Here is a 16,987-nt window from a genome sequence, read left to right as displayed (position 1 = left end):
ACCGCGTCACGCACTCTGAAACCGGAAGAGCCCCATAATCGGTGATCTTGGTGATTTTACCCTTGTTGGACGAGTATTTCCCCCAGACCTTCGTTTCAGTCAACTTGATGCCAGCGAACTTGAACCATTGCGTGCCCCAAACTGACCGGCCGACTGCGGCAGCAGTTTTCATATTCTTTTCTCCAGTGTGCAAGTAGACGCCAATAGAGCGCCGGATGTGCCGACATCAAACTGTCCTTCACCCTGTCTGCACTTTAGATTGCGACTTTGGTCTGTTGCATACCTCAAACGAGGTAAAACCGCTTCGGAAAGTTGTGCTGGCAGGTGAGACGTGTCACACGTTTGGCTGTGACAGGGCGTCTATCTCGCCGCCGAACGCCTGTGGCGCACCGACGCGCGCATCACGCAGATGCACTACACCCCCACGACGGGGTCGTCGACCTCGCCACCGATGGTCATCACGAGGGGGGCCTTCGTCACCGACGGCTAGGCGGCCGAGGTGGCTTGGTCCCATCGAGCCACCTCGGGAGCGTTCCGCACCTGCTTGCATTCACGAGCCACAGCGAGCGAAGGACCGAGGCTATCCCCACGCCGGACTTCACTCATGGCTCGTGGGAGCGACGGCCAGACAGGGGCTAGATTGACTTTCGGGACATAGCGCGCCTGAAAGGCGTGGCCCCTGGTCGGTGCCACGTCGGGTCAGAAGGTAGGAGTCACCTGCCGACCCACGCGCACTTCGCCTACGCAGCGGCGTCAGTGCCGGCTTTGTTCGCCGCCCGCAGACGCCTCGAGGCGCCCAAGTTGAACACCCGGGACCAAACCGGGACCAGATGCCCATTTTCGGCCTCACAGGCCCCGATCGTCGGGACCACGCTTCGGCTTCCCTCGCCCTTTGCCAGACGACCGCTCGGGCACCTCTGTCTGGGCGTCGAGGAACCGGTTGGCCAGGCCCCCCCGCCTGGGCGATGTGATCAAGATCAGGGTGGAGGTAGCCCTTGGTTGTCTCGATCGATTTGTGGCCGAGGATCTTCTGGAGCACGTTAAGCGGGATGCCGCGGTGTCGGGCCGGTCGATCATCGATATCAATACTCTCAGCGAGGACGACTACACCCGCGTCCACCACGCCGCCCGTGAGAAGCTCGGCCTCGTCGGCATCGTGCGCACCCGCGAGGACGTCCGCAACTACCTCGTCGAGAACGCCGATCTCCGCGATGACGTCACCGAAGCCGCCGACTTCCTCGAAATCTCCCACGAACACTCGCTACACACTGGACCACCGATTTGCAGCTCCCAACGAGGAATAGAGGATACGCGAGATCCCGTACGTCGACCTTGATCAGGTTTGCTGGACGACGAACCGCCAACAGTGCAGTTAGCGATGAGCTCTTCGTCGAACGAGGAACACAAGAAGGGACGCCCCGAGCAATACGACACCCAACGCAAAGAGAGCGTAGTCCAACGGCCGCGCGTCTCCCACAGCCGCATTGGCGTCCACCCAGATTCCGTACCTGTAGAGCGAGACCGCCCAGATGATCAGGAGCACGAGTCCCGCCAGTGCGAGAGCCGCAGCCGTCCAGATTCTTACTCGACCTTGCTTGCTGTTCATGGTGCGCACCTTCCCTGTATCACCAGTTGCAGAATAGCTTTCCCTTTTTCGAAGACCTGGGTGCCGGCAGTGTCCGGTGAGTCGAATCTAGAAGCAGAGCATTCGGCCCCACATCCCTCGTTTGAGGTACGTCGCACCAGCTCATAGACGTGTATCGAACTGTGACCCTGATGAGGGCGCATGACTGCCGAGGACCAGGTACGGTGAGTAGACAGCAGGGCATCCCCGTGCTGGGAAGAGGGCAGACTTTGGGAATAGGTGTTGAGGCGGCAGAGGCGACTTCATCCAGCCGGAGCACTAACTGGACCAGAGTGCTGCGCGGACCACGATATGTGGATGCGCCATTCCGTGTGCTATTGCTATTAATCGCTGTCGTCGGTTTGACGCCCGCATCGCTTGAAGCGCCAGATCCCCTGTACTGGGCGTTTCAAGTCCTCGCAGCGATCCTGCTGGTGGCCCTGTGTTTCACCCCCGTTATCGCCGTGTCGGTTGGGTTAATCCTCTTTGTCGTCTTCGTTCTTACGTACCCAGACTTCGTGAACCCCTTCCAGACGGTCGGCGAAGCCGTAGTGGCGTTCCTGTTGAGTCAGCGCCGCCTTCGTCTCTTCTTCCTATTCTCGGCGCTCCTCTTCGGCGTTGGAATCCTGCCCACATCCCTCGGCCTCTGGGGCGGCGAACGCGAACCCTTGACGACCTTGTCCTTCGGGTGGCTGCTGGCAGTCATCCTCGGCCTCGTAGCCGCCGGCTTCGAGAGACGCATCCAGGCCGAGATATCTCGTCGCGAAGGTCTGTCCAGGACTCATGAACGCAAGCTCGAGCGCATGCAGCTCGAGATGGCGCTAGACACCCACGACACTGTCTCGCATGGCCTTGCCGCAGGCTCCGCGATCGTCATGATGCTTGGCGTAGATGCCCGTCTCGAGGGTCGCTCTGATGGGAAGCTCACAGAACTCGTCCTGGTCAATGCCCATACCCAGCAACAACTGAGAGTGCTGCTCAGTCGACTCACTGATGACCCCGATGGGCGCTCCAGTTCCGGCGATTTCGAGAACGAGATCCTTCGGGCGGCGGAGATGATCCGTTCCGCCACAGAAGCCGGAGGATTCGAAATCGACGTCCGGGATTCGAGACACGATCAACCGGCACAACGAAGTGCCCTCCGATGAGTCCTTTGGGAAGACACTCGGTGGGGCGCTCAGAGAGCTGGAGAGCCTCTCCACGAGGGTTGGGCGTCAAGACCAGGTCGAATGGGTGCAGAAGGTCGGACGGCCAGCAAGGGACCGTCGCGATGGCGTGCTGCGTGCTGTTACGTTCACCGCCTCGGATGACCACCAGGCAATCGGCTCCTTCTCTTCAGAGAAGGGGCCGCAGCGGTACGACGTCCCCGAGCTGCGCGAGGTGACTCGTCGGCTCATTCACGCCTCGAGCACGCTGCCCCAGCGTCAGTTCCCGCTTTGTTCGCCCGAAGCAGCGTCAGTGCCGGCTTTGTTCGCCGCCTGCCACACCGCATTCACATAGGCCTCATCGGGGTTGTAGGAGAAAACCGCCTTCGTCCACTCTTCAGGTGTCGTGATGCTGCGTTCGGCACACAGGTAGGCCGCGGCTGTCACGGCTGCATCGTCATAGCTGTGCGGGTCTTTCTTGCCGTCGCCGTTCGCGTCGACCGCCATCTTGTCCCAGACGCTGGGCAGGAACTGCATGGGTCCGACCGCCCGATCGTGCTCGTTGTCCCCGTCGAGCCGTCCCCCGTCGGTGTCGGTGATGACAGCCGTGCCACGCACAGAGCCGTCGAGCTTCGGCCCGAAGATCTCCGGCCGTACCACACCGGCGTCATCGACGGCGGACCCGCCGATGGTGCCGTGGGCTGTTTCGACGAACCCGATGCCCGCCAGCGTGGTCCATCCCAAACCGCATTCGGGATGTTCCCTGCCCGCCCACGCTTCGGCGGTGACATAAGACTGCAGAGCACGTGCCGGTATCCCGGTCTTTTCGGCTGTTGCTGTCAGCCATGGCGATTTGAGCTGTGGAGGCTGAGGGCTCTGCTGTTCCTCAGCCGGGAGGTCAGGTGATTCGGGGCGCTCCGGCACTGGTGGTGGAGTCGCGTGGGTCGCGGAGTCATCGTTCTGCAGCTGAACCACCAGAAGGCCGCCGAGCACAAGGCTTGCGATTCCCAGCAGAGCGCACACAACCGCTGTCGCGTGCTTCATCGGCGCCTCCGCGTCAGGATGCCGATGGGCACGGCAAGCAGAACCCCTCCCAGGCCGAAGGCACCGCCTGCAACCAGCCACAGCAGCGGCGAGCGCTGCGCCTGTCGCTGCTGTGGCTGGACTGCTTGCGGAGCAGCGGCAGCTGCCACCAGGCTGTAGGCACCTTCGCAGCGTTCGAGCGCCGTGTCGACCGCACTGCCTTTGTCGGATCGCAGTTCGCCCACGCTCACATTGAGCTTCGCCTCTTTTCCGTCAATCCGCAGGCCGAGCGTGTACTGGCCCGGCTGTGTGAAGCTCAGCGTCGGCATCATGGTGCTCTGCGCGGGCACCGAGAAGCTTTCGCCCTCTTGGGCCAGGAGCTCTTCTGCTCCGACCGGGTCGATTGTCAGCAGCGAAACACTGCCGGGGCCGTCGACTTCGGCCAGCTCGACCTGCTTGTCCGCGTTACCGGCCGTGAACTGCAGCTGCGGGCTGCCGGGCAGACCGGTGCGCCACTCCCCCTGCTGCTTGGCGTCTGCGGCAATTCCCATTGCCGTGGCGCCTTCTGCTTCGGCGGTTCCGCTCCGAATGGTGCGGGCATCGCCGTCGCACATCATCGCGTAGGCCGGCAGGGCTTCGGGGAGGGCCGGTTCTTCGTCGGCTGTTCTGGTTTCCTCAGAGGGCGTCGGGCGAAGCTGCGGGGTCGGCTGTTGCTCACCGGGGTTCTCTCCTTGACTCTGTTCTTCTGACGAGGCGGAGCTGGGCTGCTCTTCTGCCTCGTCCGGGTGGTCCTCGTGTTGGGGCTGACCCGGCTGGTCGACCGAGGGAAGCGAATCGACGGAATCCGGGCACTCTGTGTCTGCTTCTGGTCCAAGTGCGGATCGCTGACCCAGGAGGACTTTTTCCACGCGGGGGCTGGTGCGCTCCCCATCGCGAACAGCAATGCAGTACACGCCCGCGGGACCGGTGACAGGCACCTCGAGGGCACCTCCGTGTGTCCAGTGGGCTGTCAGCGGCACGGGCCTTTTGAGAATGCGCAGAGCGTCGGCATCCGCGAAGCTCAGCTCGCCATCGGAGATGACGGCTCTTCCGGCAGCAGGGAATTCGACGGTTCCTCCCGTCTTCCCCTCAACACGGATCTGCGCTTCGCCTTTCGGTTCGGCAGCGGCGGCAGTCCCAGGGGCGAGAACAGCGAAAGCACACGCAGCAGCAACAGCCCAGCGGCACATCGTCATGCGGACCTCAACCGGAAGATGAGTCCGTGGCGCGGAGCCGCCAGCCATGCCACACAGAAGACTGCGGTGAGCACAAGAACGATTGTGCCGCCGACCGGGGTTTCAAGAGTCCAGGACAGCCACAGGCCGATGAACGCTGACACCGCACCGATGGTCGGTGCGAGGATGAACATGACTGACAGGCGCTCCGTCAGCATCCGGGCGGCAGCGGCTGGCGTAATAAGCAGACCGAGCACGAGGATGTTGCCCACCGTCTGAATGGAGAAGACGACGGCCAGAGTCACGCACACGTAGAGCAGCATGTCGATCCAGAACACGCGAATGCCCTGCACGGCGGCGAACTCTCGGTCGAGGCTGACGGCGACGAGCTGCTGGTGGAAAACCGCCAACAGCACCGCAATAAAAGCTCCAACGGCCGCGACGACCACGAGGTCGCGCACCGGAACACCCGTCAGCGAGCCGAACAGGAAGTCGGTGAGTGATCCCGCGTAGCCGGGTGCCCGGGAGATGATGACAATGCCCAGGCCGAAAGCCGCCACGAGGAACACACCGATGACGGAGTCTTCCCGCAGTCTGCGCAGCTGTGACACCACGGCAACGGCCAGCGAGGTGACCAGTCCCGCAATGATTCCACCGAGCGCGAGGTCGGCTCCGATGACAAAGGCTGTGGCCAGGCCCGGGAAGACAGCGTGCGAAACCGCGTCGCCGATGAAACTCATCCCGCGCAGCACAACGTAGGTGCCGACGATTCCGCACAGTGCTGCAGCCAGGACGGCCATGGCGAGCGCACGCGGCAGGAACGCCAGCTGCGGGTTGAACAGGTCGGTGAAGAAGTCCAGGGGCGTCACACTGCCTCCAGAAGGGAGGAAGTCGCGTCGATGCCGAAGACGTCAGCCCACAGTTCACGGCTGCGGATGTCCTCTGTCGCGCCGTGTGCGCGCACGGTTCCGTCGAACAGCACACAGTGGGAGCAGGTGCGCAGGGCCGCAGGGAGGTCGTGGGTGGACATGAAGATGGCGGTGCCTTGGCTGGCAAGGTCAGTGAAGACGTCGGTGAGGAACTCCTGTGTCGGCATGTCGACTCCGGTGAACGGTTCGTCAAGTAGGAGAACATCGGTTCCTCCCACGAGGGCGCGCGCTACGAGAACACGCTGTTTCTGCCCACCCGAGAGCGCACCGACGGGACGGCCTGCGAATTCGGCCAGGTGGACGTGAGCCAGCGCCCTATCGACCGCTCGGTAGTGCTCGACCGGCCGCAGCAGGCGCCTGGGCAGCCCCGTCATGACGGCGGTGGCCACCGTGACGGGGAAGTCCCACGCGAAGGACTGGTGCTGCGGCACGTAGCCGGGGCGGTTCTTCCTGGAGATCGGCTTGCCGTTGACCGTGATGGTTCCAGATGACGGGATGGTGCCGAGGATGGAGCGCAGCAGGGTTGTTTTGCCGGCACCGTTGGGTCCCAGCAGCGCGGTGAACTCCCCGGCCCGGATCTCAAGGTCCGCGCCGCGGACGATTGTCCGCCCGCCCAGTGAGGCGGTCACTCCGGCAAGTGTCAGCAGCGGTTCACTCACGGCTGCCACCCGCGGCCCTGCGGTGTCGGTTGATGACGGCGATGACGGTGAAGAAAACAGCGGCGAGCACTGCAACAGCGCCGATGCCGATGGCAATGAGAACCGCCGGGTCGGTGCCCTGAGCGCCACTGTCCTCCGGCTGTGCGCTGTCCTGTTCGCCTGATGCCGGCTGCGTGGCTTCTGCCTGGGCTGCTTCCTTGGGGTCGGCGTCATCGCCGACAGCAAGCCGGATGGTCTGCGTGTCTTCGCTCGTGGTGCCGTCGCTGCGCTTGGAGCTCAGGCTGACGGTCACCAGGTAGATGCCGGGCTTCGTGAAGACCCAGTTGGCGTGCGTGTGGGTGTTGAGGTCGACATTGACGTCGGCCGCTTTGTCTGCCGTCCACAGAACGTCGGGTTCGCCGAAATCGCCGTTCTGCAGGAACAGGCTCACCTTCCCCGGCCCCTGTGCGCCGCTGAAGCGCAGGGTGACGTTGTCAACCGCGCCGTCGAGGAATGCGGGGTCCTGTGTGTTCCAGCCCAGCCACGGCGCTCCGGGCTGTTCGACCTGGGGAATGATCCACACGTCCTCCCCGGTCGAGGCGCCGGTGAAGTCGTACTGGTCTCCTTCTGGGATCTGTGTCTTGGCGGTATCGCCGACTTGGAGGACGAGGTCGTCCAGGTGCCGCCACACGGGTGTGCTTTCGGTGTCATCGCGTGCGGCGAAAACGAGTCCGCCCTCGACGACCTTCGGGCCCAGGTCGATGTGGCCTTCTGAGCGCACGACCTGCTCGCTGCCGAATGCTTCGTCACTGGTGACTTTCTGCTCCAGTCCGTCTTGGCCGCCGTCGGCTGGTGCCGCTGCCGCTGATGTTCCGCTGGCGACGATGGCTGCGGTCATGGCGGCGGCGAGGATGCCTGAGAGTCTCTTTGCGATTGTCATGATGCGAGGCAGCCTTTCAGAGTGCGGGCGTTGGTGCGCATGAGTTCGATGTAGCTGGATACGTGGTTGTCAAAGGTGTCGGAGTAGAGCGTGCAGATTTCGGCGCCTTCCGAGGCGGCCGCATCTGTCAGCGCAGGTGAGCGGCCCATCGGCTCCAGGAATACAGCCGGTATGTCGAGGTTCCGGATGGTGTCGCCGAGTCTGCGCCGGTCTGCGGCAGACGGCTCTGCTCCCGGGTGGGGGCTTGCGAAGCCGGCGATTGAGAGCCCGTAGGCATCCGCGAAGTACCGGTATGCGTCGTGCGCTGTGACAATGTGCCGCCTGTGTTTGGGTATTGCGTCGATGTCACGGCGCACTTCGGCGTCCAGCTGGTCGAGCTGATCGATGTAGTCCGCGGCATTCGCCCTGTAGGTTTCAGCGTTGGCGGGATCGGCACGGCTGAAGACATCGCGGATGACCTTGACGTAGGCGATTGCGTTGTCTGCTGACAGCCACATGTGCGGGTCGATTTCCCCGTGAACGTGTTTGCCGAGCACAGCCTGTGGCAGCAGGTAGGTGGGTGTGCCTGCAGGGCCGAGGAACGACGCTCCGCGCGGGATGTCCCTCCACGCGCTGTTGGTCACGGATACGACGGTTTCTGCAGGGTCCAGGTACTCCAGTCCCCCGCCCTTTTTGTCCACGGCCAGGGCAAATCTGCCGGCATCGGCATCGACCGTGATGTCGGCGTGACCCGCATCGACAACCCTGCGGTCTTTCATTTCCGGGATCGTCGCGGGGTCTTTGCCGACGACGACTGCAAATTCGCCGCTGGCCAGCCGCTCTTCGCGACTGTCTTCTGCGCGCGCGGCCAAACCGGCGGAGAACCGCAGCCGGTAGACCCCAGGCTTGCTGAAGGCCCAGGACACGTGGGTGTGGGCCGCCGGCGGCAGACTCACCAGATCTTGTGGACCGAAGCCGTCAGTCGTGTCGAACAGCACGTCCGTCTGGCCCAGCGAGCGCGTGAGGAACGTGTGCGCTGAAGCTCCTTCCGGCACGGAAGCCCCCGTCATCCTCAGACGCACCTCGGAACTGCGGTCGGCACCTCGAGAATCCGCGGTGCCGTGCACTCGCAGCCCCAACCACACGGTGTCCAGGTGCACGTCTTCAACAAGCGGGATGACGTTGGCTCCGTGTTTCACAGCGCTTTCGGCCACCGCCGCGTTGATTGCAGTTTTCGGCAGGTTCGCATCGACCGTCGTGATGAGCCGGTGCTCTTCGAGCATCTGGTAGTTCGTCAGGGCGACGTCGGCGTAGACGATGCTGCGTACGTCCCGCAGGGTCGGCTCGTAGCTGTGCGGGTCAGCTCCCTTGGGCACGAGCGGCTGGACCTGGGCGGCATCACCTGCGACGTGGGAGGCCAGGTCGGCAATGATGCCGGTCGTGGCGACCACGCGCAGCTGTTCTGCGCTGCTGGGCAGACCCGTTGCACAGCCGGTCAGGGCGAGGGCCGCGGCGCTTGCTGCCGCGACCCTCAGCAGTCGGCGGACCTTCACTTGGAGGTGCGACGACGCTGGATCCAGACGGCGGCCGCACCGACGGTCAGCAGGCCAAGACCGACAGCGCCGGTCGCGCCGAGGCCGTTCACTCCGGTTCGGGGCAGCGCGCACGGATCACCCGCTGGCTGCTGTGCTGGCGAGGCGGAATCATCAGCGGTCTGCTCCCCCGTCTGAGGTGTGGCGCCGTCTGTTGGCTGCTCCCCAGCCGGCTGCTGACCCTCAGCTGACTGCTGATCGGCTTTGATGCTGCCGCCGGCCTGTGCGCCGCCTCCGACGTTGAAGTGCAGGGTGCCGTCGGCCGTCGTGGTGCCACCGGACTTCAGCGCCACGGTGAACCGGATGGTGGCGGTGTAGGTGCCGGGCTTTGTGAACGCCCAGAAGCCGTGCTGGTGTGTTCCCACCGGCACCTGGTAGGAGTCGCCGGCCTTGCTGAACACACGGGTGGCGCTGCCGCCGCCGAGTCCGCTGCCGCCGAGGAAGACATGCATCTGGCCGGGACCGCTGACGTTGGTCAGGGTCATCGTGACTTTCGATGCGCGGTTCATGATCTCTGGGTCCTGGGTGTTCCAGCCCAGCCACGGGACGCCGTCTTCCTGCTGCTGGGAAATCATGTAGACCTGTGATCCGGCGGAACCGAGGAACTCGTAACCGGCCGGAACGGGCTTCTTTGCGGCCTGGCCGATGATGAATTCAACGTCATCGGGATCGCGCCACACCGGCGGTGCGGTGCGGTCGTCTTTGACCTGCGCGGAGACCTTCCCGCCGCTCAATCGCGGGCCAAAGTCGAAGTGGCCGGCTTCCGCGCGCACGCGCTGGCCCTTTGGTGCTGTGCGGCCCTGGGCACCAGCACCGTTCGCGCCTCCCGCAGAGGTTCCGCCGGACGCACCGGCACTTCCGGCGGCATCGCCACCGGCGCCACCACCGGCTGAGCTGTCCGGAACGCACGGATCGGGTGCCGATCCGGCCGGCTGCGCTGCAGACTGTGCGCCGGGGGCCGCTGCCGTACCGCCGGCGGACGGAGAACCGTTTGACTCCGTGTCTTTCTGCGGAGCCTTCTGGTTCTGCTCTTCGCCCTCGATGTCAATTGTCACCGGCTCCGACACAGTCTGCGCACCGGTTTTTGCCACAGCCAGGGCGCGGACCTGCATGTCGCGGTAGTCGTCCGTCAGCTTCGGCAGAACGAGTGTGTTTCCAGCAGCACCCTGGTAGCTGCGCCAGCTGTCACCGCGCTGCTTGGTCTGCCACTGGACCTGAACGTCGGTCTTCGCCCCCACTTTCGCGGTCAGCTTCGGCTGGTCCCCCAGCTTGTAGGACTCTTTGTCCTTCGTGACCTTCACGGTGTCCGGTGCGAGTTCAGGGGTGCCGGAGTCGGTCTCAGGATTCGGCTGCTTGGGCGCCGGACCCTCGCCGGGGCCCGAGGTGCCGCCGCCGGGACCGCCGGGTGTTTCCGTACCGCCGGGGTTGTCTGGTTTCGGCTGTTTGCCCGAATCGTCGGAAGGCTTCTTCAGTTCGTCGATGCCGGATTGGCCAACAGCGAAGACGTATTCCTTTTCGTCAGCGGTTTTCTTTCCCCCAACGGTGGCCTCGGCCGAGAATACGAGCCGGTAGACACCGGGCTTGGTGAAGGTCCAGTTGGCGTGAACGTGTGCGGCCACCGGCTGGTTGAAGCTGGCGTGCTTGGGATCTGAAGAAGACAGGATGCGCTTGGTGCCGACCAGACCCGCCTGGAAGAGCTCGACCTGCGCACCTTCTGGCAGGACGGATTTCTTCTGATTGAGCCGCATCGTGACGTGGTCTCCGTCGACCATGCCCGCACGGATGTCCTCTGTGTTCCAGCCGGCCCAGATGCCGTCGTGGTTCTGGACTTCGGGAATCATCCAGGCATCTTTGCCGGCAGCACCGGTGAACTCGAATCCCTTAGCGGGCACCTGGGTTTTGAGCGCGTCAGTCACGTGGAACGCAACGTCTTCCGGTGCGAAGCGCTGCCCTTTCCCGGAAGCGAGGTCGGCCTTCGTGAACAGGCGCATGTTCTTCTGCCCGTCAAGGCACATGGAAACCGCGTCCGTGTGCTCTTTTTCAAGTGTCAGCCGTTCATGGTCAGCTTTGTTCTTCGCGGCTGGAGGGCACACCGCACTTGCGGCAGCACCTTCAGCGGCATTGACTGGGATAGTCGGCATAAAAGCAGAAGCGCTGATTGCGGCGGCCGCGAGCGCGGCGGTCATGGGGTGCGGACGAACCACGGTGTTTCCTAACTTTCAATGAGACTGTCAACGGGCTTAAGCTCCGCACAGGCTAGGCCGGCCGGCACCGCGGTGTCATAGAAAACCATTGACATATGTGCACATTGCTATACGCTGCTCTTTTCAAGACTGAAACCGCGTGATTGACTGTGTGCACATCCCTGACAGTTAGTTCATAGTGCCCCTCGAGGAGTCCCCCATGCCGAAGCTGAGCCAGCGCGCTTCCAATGTCCCCGATTCTGGTATTCGCGCGGTCTTCGAACTTGCCTCAAAGATGGACAACGTCATCGACCTGTCTGTTGGCGAACCCAGCCTGCCGGTGTCCGAGCACGTGAAGAAAGCCGGCGCTGACGCCTGGCTGCGCGACGACCTGAGCTACACCGCCAACCAGGGCATTGACGAACTGCGCGAAACTCTTGCCCAGAAGCTGCGCACCTACAACGGCTACACGGTCGATCCCGATCAGATCAACGTCGCGGCCGGCGGTTCGCAGGCGCTCAACGTGGCCATGAGCATGGCGCTTGACCCGGGTGACGAAATCCTCGTCCCGGACCCTGGATACGCCACGTTCTTCATGACTCCCATGCTCATGAGTGCCACACCGGTGCCCTACCACCTGGATCCCGAAGACGGTTTCCTGCCGCGCCTTGACGTGCTTGAGGGGCTTGTCACCGAGAAGACGAAGGCGATTCTCATCAACAGCCCGTCCAACCCGCTGGGCACTGTCATCCCGCCTGCCCTCATCGAGCAGATCATGGACTTTGCCAAGCGCCACGACCTGTGGGTCATCAGCGATGAGGTCTACGAGCACATTCTGTTCGAAGACGCGCAGGTGCCCTTCACCTCGCCGGCTGTCTTCGACACCGACGGTCGCGTGATGTCGGTGTACTCGCTGTCGAAGAGCTACGCTCTCACGGGTGCCCGCCTGGGCTACCTGGTGCTGCCCAAGGGCCTCGACGTGCGCTTTGCCGCGGTCCAGGAAGCCAATGCAAGCTGTGTTAACACTCCGTCCCAGTACGCTGCGATTGCCGCGGTTGCAGGCCCGCAGGACGACCTCGAAGCCGCGCGTGACCACTACACCGAGAACCGCCGAGCAGCTCTCGAAGTGCTTGATGAGCTCGGCCTCGAATACGTCAACCCCGCCGGCGGCTTCTACCTGTTCGTCAACGTCAGCCACGACTCCGCCGGCGATGTCGGCTCCTGGGCGCAGAACTTCCTGCGGGAGCACCGAGTGGCGGTCGCTCCGGGCACCGCGTTCGGCAGCTTCGGCGAAGGCTGGGTGCGCGTCTGCTTTGCCGGCGACCGTGACGCTCTCGTGGAGGGCCTGCGCCGCTTCCCGGCAAAGAACGCCTGATACGCAAGCAGGTCGGCTCCCCCGACCCCAGACAGAAGAAGCACGAGGTGCCGCTCACCTGAGCGGCACCTCGTGCTTTGTGAGGACTCCCGGAGCGCTCAGCCGCGGAAGTACGTCAGCTGGTGAGTTGAGACCAGCAGGTGTCCTTCGGAGCTGAACAGGCGGGCGCTCTGATCTGCGGTTCCCCCACCGAAGCGCTGTGCGCGGCCCTGGCAGAGCACGTATTCACCCGCGGATGCGTATTCTTCCGGCGTGCCCAGGAAGTACGTGGTCAGTGAGATCGTGGCTGCCGGGTGCGGTTTGCCGGTGCGCAGAAAAATGCGCGGGAAGAAGGAATCCGCTGCACTGGCCAAAGAGGGCGCGTCCCAGTGGCGGCTGGGTGTGTGGCGCAGCCAGTAGACGGATTCGGAATCGTCGTGTTCGCGGCCCAGCTCATAGGCGCCCCGGGCAAAGCGGAACTCGTAGTTATCCAGCCAGCGCAGATCATTCACGGGCGGAGCCGACTCGCACTCTTCTGGGCCCGGCACCTGCGGCAAACGCGCTTCTTGATGTGCAAAGGTGTCACGTTCGGATGTGAAGACCACGCTGCCGGTGACCGGTGTGCTCTCCCCCTGCGTAATCCGCACGTTCCAGTGCTGGTTCGAGTTGTTCGTCTGCACCAGTTCCAGGTGAATGTCGAACTCGCCGTACTCCACAGGTGATGTGTAGTTGAGAGTTTGGGCGGCAGGATTCCCCTGTGCTGCGAGGTGCTGCTGAACCGCGGCCAGCAGCTGTGCTGCCGTGATCCCGCCGAAGGGGCCGACCATGTTGTTGTAGGCGGGGTGGGTCGCTGCGCGCAGCACTGCCCCAGAATCGTCAGAACTGGTGGTGGTGAAGCGGACAGCTTCGTCCAAGGGGTGTGTCATCTGCGCTCGCTGAGGTCGGCTAACAGTACATATGTGCCCTCGCCGAAGCCCACATCCGTGAAGCCCAGCCTGCCGAAGAGCTCCTGAGCTTCGTTCGCTTCGGCGATTGCGGCGCTGACGGCGGTCGCGCCGGACATGCGGGCAAGTGAAAGCACTCCGCCCAGCAGCTTCGTGCCCAGGCCTTCGCCCTGGTGCTCTTCGGCAACGGCGATGTAGACCTGGGGAATGCCCTCACCGACAAAGCCCGCTGCTGCCGGGCCGTCGTCTTTCAGCCACGCCGCTCCGACAGCCTCACCCGAAACGCGGGCGATGAGTCCCTGGTCGCAGTCAGCGGGCGCGCCTGGAACCATGTCCGCAAAGGGACGCAGCTCGTCCTGGCTGCCGGGTTCAAGAGGTGTGATGTCCATGGCACTCACTGTAGCTTCTCAGCGCGGATGATCCACGTGTCCGCCCGCATGCGCACGCCCAGGCCAATTGCGCGGAAGGCCACGAAGCCGATGACAAAGCACGCCCACAGCACCACAATGCTCGGCCACAGGGCTTCGGCCGTGAACGCAAGGACTGCGAAGCCGGCGCAGGCGCCCACCTGGGCGAGCGCCAGATAGCGGGCGTCCTCTGCCCCCATGAGGATGCCGTCGATTGTGAATACGTAGCCGGCCAGCGGCAGGCTGATGGCCAACACGATCACCAGCTGCAGCGTAATGTCGATGACCTGCGGGTCAGACGTGAAAAAGCGGCCCACCCACGGTGAGACCGCGGCGAGGAGCGCCCCGACAATGAAGCCGAAGCCCACTCCCCACAGAACCAGACGGCGATTGACGGCGTGGACCATCGCCCGATCCCGCCTGCCGATCTGCAGGCCCACGAGAGCCTGACCCGCGATGGCCAGCGAATCAAGCACGAGCGCCAGGGAATTGAAGAGAGTCTGCGCGATCTGCAGGGCTGCGAGTTCTGCCGTACCGCGAACGGCAGCGAGGCTCACCAGGATGATGAGCGCAGTCCGCAGAGCCGCATTGCGCAGCAGCAGCCATCCGGAGGTGCGGGCGGCAAACAGCACGCCCGCCCAGTCGGGCCGCAGACTGGCCCCGTAGCGGGCAGCCGCGCGAAAAGCGATGACCACGTACACGGTGCACATGAGCGCGTGGGCGGTCACCGTCCCCAAAGCAGAACCGGCAACCCCCATGTCGAGCCCGTAGATGAAAAGGGCGTTCAGAGCGATGTTGACCCCAAAACCGCCGACGGCGACTATCAGCGGGGTGCGCGTATCCTGCAGACCCCGCAGAAGGCCCGTCGCCGCAATGACGACGAGCATAAAGGGAAGACCCCACCACGAAATCGTGAGATACGAGACCGCACCCGGCACCACCTCGGGAGCCGGGCCGATGAGCTTTACGACACTTTCCAGAAAAGGCAGACCCGCCGCGAGCAGCACCGCGGAGGTGACAAGAGCCAACCACATGCCGTCGAAACCGGCCGAAACGGCGCCTCGGGTGTCACCGCGACCCAGCCTGCGCGCCACCCGCGGGGTCGTGGCGTAGGCCAGGAAGATCATGAGCCCCAGAACGGTCTGGACGACAGCACCGGCGACGGCCAAGCTGCCCAGAGCATCAGCACCCAGGTGGCCCACCATCGCGGTGTCAGCCAGAAGAAAAACAGGTTCCGCGGCCAGCGCACCGAGCGCAGGCAGGGCCAACCGGATGATTTCGCGGTTAAGAGAGACAGGCGGTTGTGACATCGCCGAAAGTCTAGCGCCCCGCATGACAGCGCCGGTCTCCCGAAGGGCTCAGTGCCCCACGGAAGACCGGCGCGTGCGGTGGTGGGTGCAGTGACGCGTCAGCCGGCAGCGCGTCAGCCGGCAGTGCCGGCGGCTTCAGCGGCTTCGGCAGCCGCGCGACGGACCTCACGGCGCAGAATCTTGCCGCTGGCGTTCTTCGGAACCTCATCGATGAACGTCACGCTGTGCGGAGCCTTGTAAGCGGCGAGGCGTTCCCGGCAGAAGGCGATGAGTTCGTCCTCGCTTGCCTGCTGACCGTCTTTGAGGCTGACAAAAGCAGCGACGGTTTCGCCCCGGTACTCATCGGGAGCACCGACGACGGCTGCTTCCATCACGGCGGGATGCCGGTACAGGACGTCTTCGACCTCGCGCGGCCACACCTTGTAGCCAGAACTGTTGATCATGTCCTTCACGCGGTCGATGATGAACAGCCAGCCGTCCTCGTTCATGTAGCCCACGTCCCCGGTGCGCAGTTCGCCGCCGGGGATATTAGCCGCGGTGGCTTCGGGATTGTTGAGGTAGGACCGGGCGATGATGGGACCGCTCACACAGATTTCGCCGACCTCCCCGGGACCGACTTCTTTGCCGTCAAGGTCGATGATCCGATACATCGTGGCCGCCAGCGGCAGGCCAGCAGACAGAGTACCGGTCTTTTCGTCAACGGGTGCGCGCATTCCCTGCGGCACAGCGGCGGATTGGCCGGAGGTTTCTGTCAGGCCGTAGCCCTGACCGACGTAGTGTCCCGTGCGCTCTTCGAACTTTTCAACGAGCGCTTCCGGTACGGGTGCTCCACCGGAGTTGATCGCAGTGAAGCTGTCGAACTCAGTGCCGGTGAACTCGGGGTGGGCCAACAGTGCGAGGAACGCAGTTGCCGGGCCGGCCATAGCGTGCGGCTTCTCTTCACGCAGCATGCGCAGCACCGAGGACGGTTCGAACCGGTAGTTCATGATGAGCGTGCTCGCACACGCGACGGCTGCCAGCATCTGGGTGACGAAGCCCGTAATGTGGAAGACCGGAGCCAGGGTGAAGTAGGAGTGCTCCGGGCCGTAGCCGTTCTGGATTTTTGCCATCTGGGCGTTGTGGGCGATGGCCACGTGCAGGATCTCGGCACCTTTTGAACGGCCGGACGTTCCCGAGGTGTAGCCGATCATTGCCGGGTCGTTTGGGCCGACCGGGGGTTCAGTGGGAACACTGTCGGTGTTTCCGCTCTCGAGGGCCGTGCGGATGGCAGTGAGGAAGTCGGTCTGGCCGGTGTCCGTGTTCTGCATCAGCGGGGCGATGGCAGGCGGCAGCTGGCCGGTGATGAAGTCGTCTTCGCTGACGGTGAAGATCTGCGGGATGTGCTGCGCCCACTGTGCGACCCTGTCGTTCCAGGCGTGAGCGGACACGACAATCGCCTTGGGCTGCGAGTCGTTGAAGATGTGTTCGAGCTCGCCGCGATACATGGGGTTGAGCGGAACCACCTGACCCCCGAGCTTCCATGCGGCAAACACCGCAATCGGGAACGCCGGCACGTTCTGCATGTACAGGCCCAGCCTGTCGCCGGCACCGAAGCCGCCGTCGGCAAGAACCTGTGCAAAAGCCCGTGCGTAGGCGTCGAATTCACGGTAGGTGATGGTCGTGCCCCAATAGGGCTCTTCCGGTTTTAGAGTGCGTTGACCCGGTT

The 16,987-nt window shown here is 63.9% G+C and carries 15 protein-coding genes; 3 read left to right on the top strand and 12 right to left on the bottom strand.

All coding sequences use genetic code 11. The features are described from left to right. The first annotated feature begins 940 nt into the window (after nucleotides 1-940). On the top strand, nucleotides 941-1,336 hold the full coding sequence (locus HMPREF3092_RS11280; protein ID WP_070423641.1) for a hypothetical protein: 396 nt from the start codon (nucleotides 941-943) through the stop codon (nucleotides 1,334-1,336). Between the two features lie 36 nt (nucleotides 1,337-1,372). Here HMPREF3092_RS11280 and HMPREF3092_RS01765 read toward each other — a convergent pair whose 3' ends face one another. Next, a complete protein-coding gene (locus HMPREF3092_RS01765) occupies nucleotides 1,373-1,606 on the bottom strand; it encodes a hypothetical protein (protein WP_019175290.1) in 234 nt (77 codons plus the stop codon). 203 nt (nucleotides 1,607-1,809) lie between these two features. On the opposite strand from HMPREF3092_RS01765, the gene HMPREF3092_RS01760 reads away from it, so the two are divergent. Then, nucleotides 1,810-2,772: a sensor histidine kinase gene (locus tag HMPREF3092_RS01760; RefSeq protein WP_141737929.1), complete on the top strand. Its 963-nt coding sequence runs from the start codon at nucleotides 1,810-1,812 to the stop codon at nucleotides 2,770-2,772. Between the two features lie 276 nt (nucleotides 2,773-3,048). Here the strand turns inward: HMPREF3092_RS01760 and HMPREF3092_RS01755 are convergent, their stop codons facing one another. The 7 genes from HMPREF3092_RS01755 to HMPREF3092_RS01725 are packed head-to-tail and all read right to left on the bottom strand — an operon-like array spanning nucleotide 3,049 to nucleotide 11,288. After that, nucleotides 3,049-3,813 carry a lytic transglycosylase domain-containing protein gene (locus HMPREF3092_RS01755; RefSeq protein WP_019175299.1) on the bottom strand — a complete coding sequence of 255 codons (765 nt, stop codon included), beginning with the start codon at nucleotides 3,811-3,813 and terminating at the stop codon, nucleotides 3,049-3,051. Continuing rightward, nucleotides 3,810-5,027 (bottom strand): hypothetical protein, encoded by a 1,218-nt coding sequence (locus HMPREF3092_RS01750; RefSeq protein ID WP_070423639.1) that lies wholly within the window; start codon nucleotides 5,025-5,027, stop codon nucleotides 3,810-3,812. The genes HMPREF3092_RS01755 and HMPREF3092_RS01750 overlap by 4 nt, the downstream gene beginning before the upstream one ends. After that, nucleotides 5,024-5,875: an anchored repeat-type ABC transporter permease subunit gene (locus HMPREF3092_RS01745; protein WP_070423638.1), complete on the bottom strand. Its 852-nt coding sequence runs from the start codon at nucleotides 5,873-5,875 to the stop codon at nucleotides 5,024-5,026. Before HMPREF3092_RS01745 ends, HMPREF3092_RS01750 begins: the two co-directional genes overlap by 4 nt. After that, a complete protein-coding gene (locus tag HMPREF3092_RS01740; protein ID WP_256174355.1) occupies nucleotides 5,872-6,594 on the bottom strand; it encodes a metal ABC transporter ATP-binding protein in 723 nt (240 codons plus the stop codon). The genes HMPREF3092_RS01745 and HMPREF3092_RS01740 overlap by 4 nt, the downstream gene beginning before the upstream one ends. Then, nucleotides 6,587-7,513: a choice-of-anchor M domain-containing protein gene (locus HMPREF3092_RS01735; RefSeq protein WP_083274197.1), complete on the bottom strand. Its 927-nt coding sequence runs from the start codon at nucleotides 7,511-7,513 to the stop codon at nucleotides 6,587-6,589. The genes HMPREF3092_RS01740 and HMPREF3092_RS01735 overlap by 8 nt, the downstream gene beginning before the upstream one ends. Beyond that, a complete protein-coding gene (locus tag HMPREF3092_RS01730) occupies nucleotides 7,510-9,045 on the bottom strand; it encodes an anchored repeat ABC transporter, substrate-binding protein (protein WP_070423637.1) in 1,536 nt (511 codons plus the stop codon). The genes HMPREF3092_RS01735 and HMPREF3092_RS01730 overlap by 4 nt, the downstream gene beginning before the upstream one ends. Then, nucleotides 9,042-11,288 carry a TIGR03773 family transporter-associated surface protein gene (locus HMPREF3092_RS01725; RefSeq protein ID WP_141737928.1) on the bottom strand — a complete coding sequence of 749 codons (2,247 nt, stop codon included), beginning with the start codon at nucleotides 11,286-11,288 and terminating at the stop codon, nucleotides 9,042-9,044. Before HMPREF3092_RS01725 ends, HMPREF3092_RS01730 begins: the two co-directional genes overlap by 4 nt. Nucleotides 11,289-11,487: 199 nt before the next feature. Between HMPREF3092_RS01725 and HMPREF3092_RS01720 the strand changes: the two genes are divergently transcribed. Beyond that, on the top strand, nucleotides 11,488-12,642 hold the full coding sequence (locus tag HMPREF3092_RS01720; RefSeq protein WP_070423635.1) for a pyridoxal phosphate-dependent aminotransferase: 1,155 nt from the start codon (nucleotides 11,488-11,490) through the stop codon (nucleotides 12,640-12,642). 98 nt (nucleotides 12,643-12,740) lie between these two features. Here HMPREF3092_RS01720 and HMPREF3092_RS01715 read toward each other — a convergent pair whose 3' ends face one another. The 4 genes from HMPREF3092_RS01715 to HMPREF3092_RS01700 form a co-directional block, all read right to left on the bottom strand. Next, nucleotides 12,741-13,547, bottom strand: coding sequence for an acyl-CoA thioesterase (locus HMPREF3092_RS01715; RefSeq protein WP_070423634.1), 807 nt, complete (start codon nucleotides 13,545-13,547; stop codon nucleotides 12,741-12,743). Beyond that, a complete protein-coding gene (locus HMPREF3092_RS01710; RefSeq protein WP_141737927.1) occupies nucleotides 13,544-13,954 on the bottom strand; it encodes a GNAT family N-acetyltransferase in 411 nt (136 codons plus the stop codon). Before HMPREF3092_RS01710 ends, HMPREF3092_RS01715 begins: the two co-directional genes overlap by 4 nt. Before the next feature lie 5 nt (nucleotides 13,955-13,959). Continuing rightward, a complete protein-coding gene (locus tag HMPREF3092_RS01705; protein ID WP_070423632.1) occupies nucleotides 13,960-15,282 on the bottom strand; it encodes an MATE family efflux transporter in 1,323 nt (440 codons plus the stop codon). Between the two features lie 113 nt (nucleotides 15,283-15,395). Next, nucleotides 15,396-16,987 (bottom strand): AMP-binding protein (locus HMPREF3092_RS01700; protein ID WP_070423631.1); only part of this gene is annotated, 1,592 nt, incomplete at its 5' end.

This window comes from Brevibacterium sp. HMSC24B04 (assembly GCF_001806835.1).
In the GTDB taxonomy this organism is placed as follows: Bacteria; Actinomycetota; Actinomycetes; order Actinomycetales; family Brevibacteriaceae; genus Brevibacterium; species Brevibacterium ravenspurgense.
This window is presented reverse-complemented; position numbering and strand designations above follow the sequence as displayed.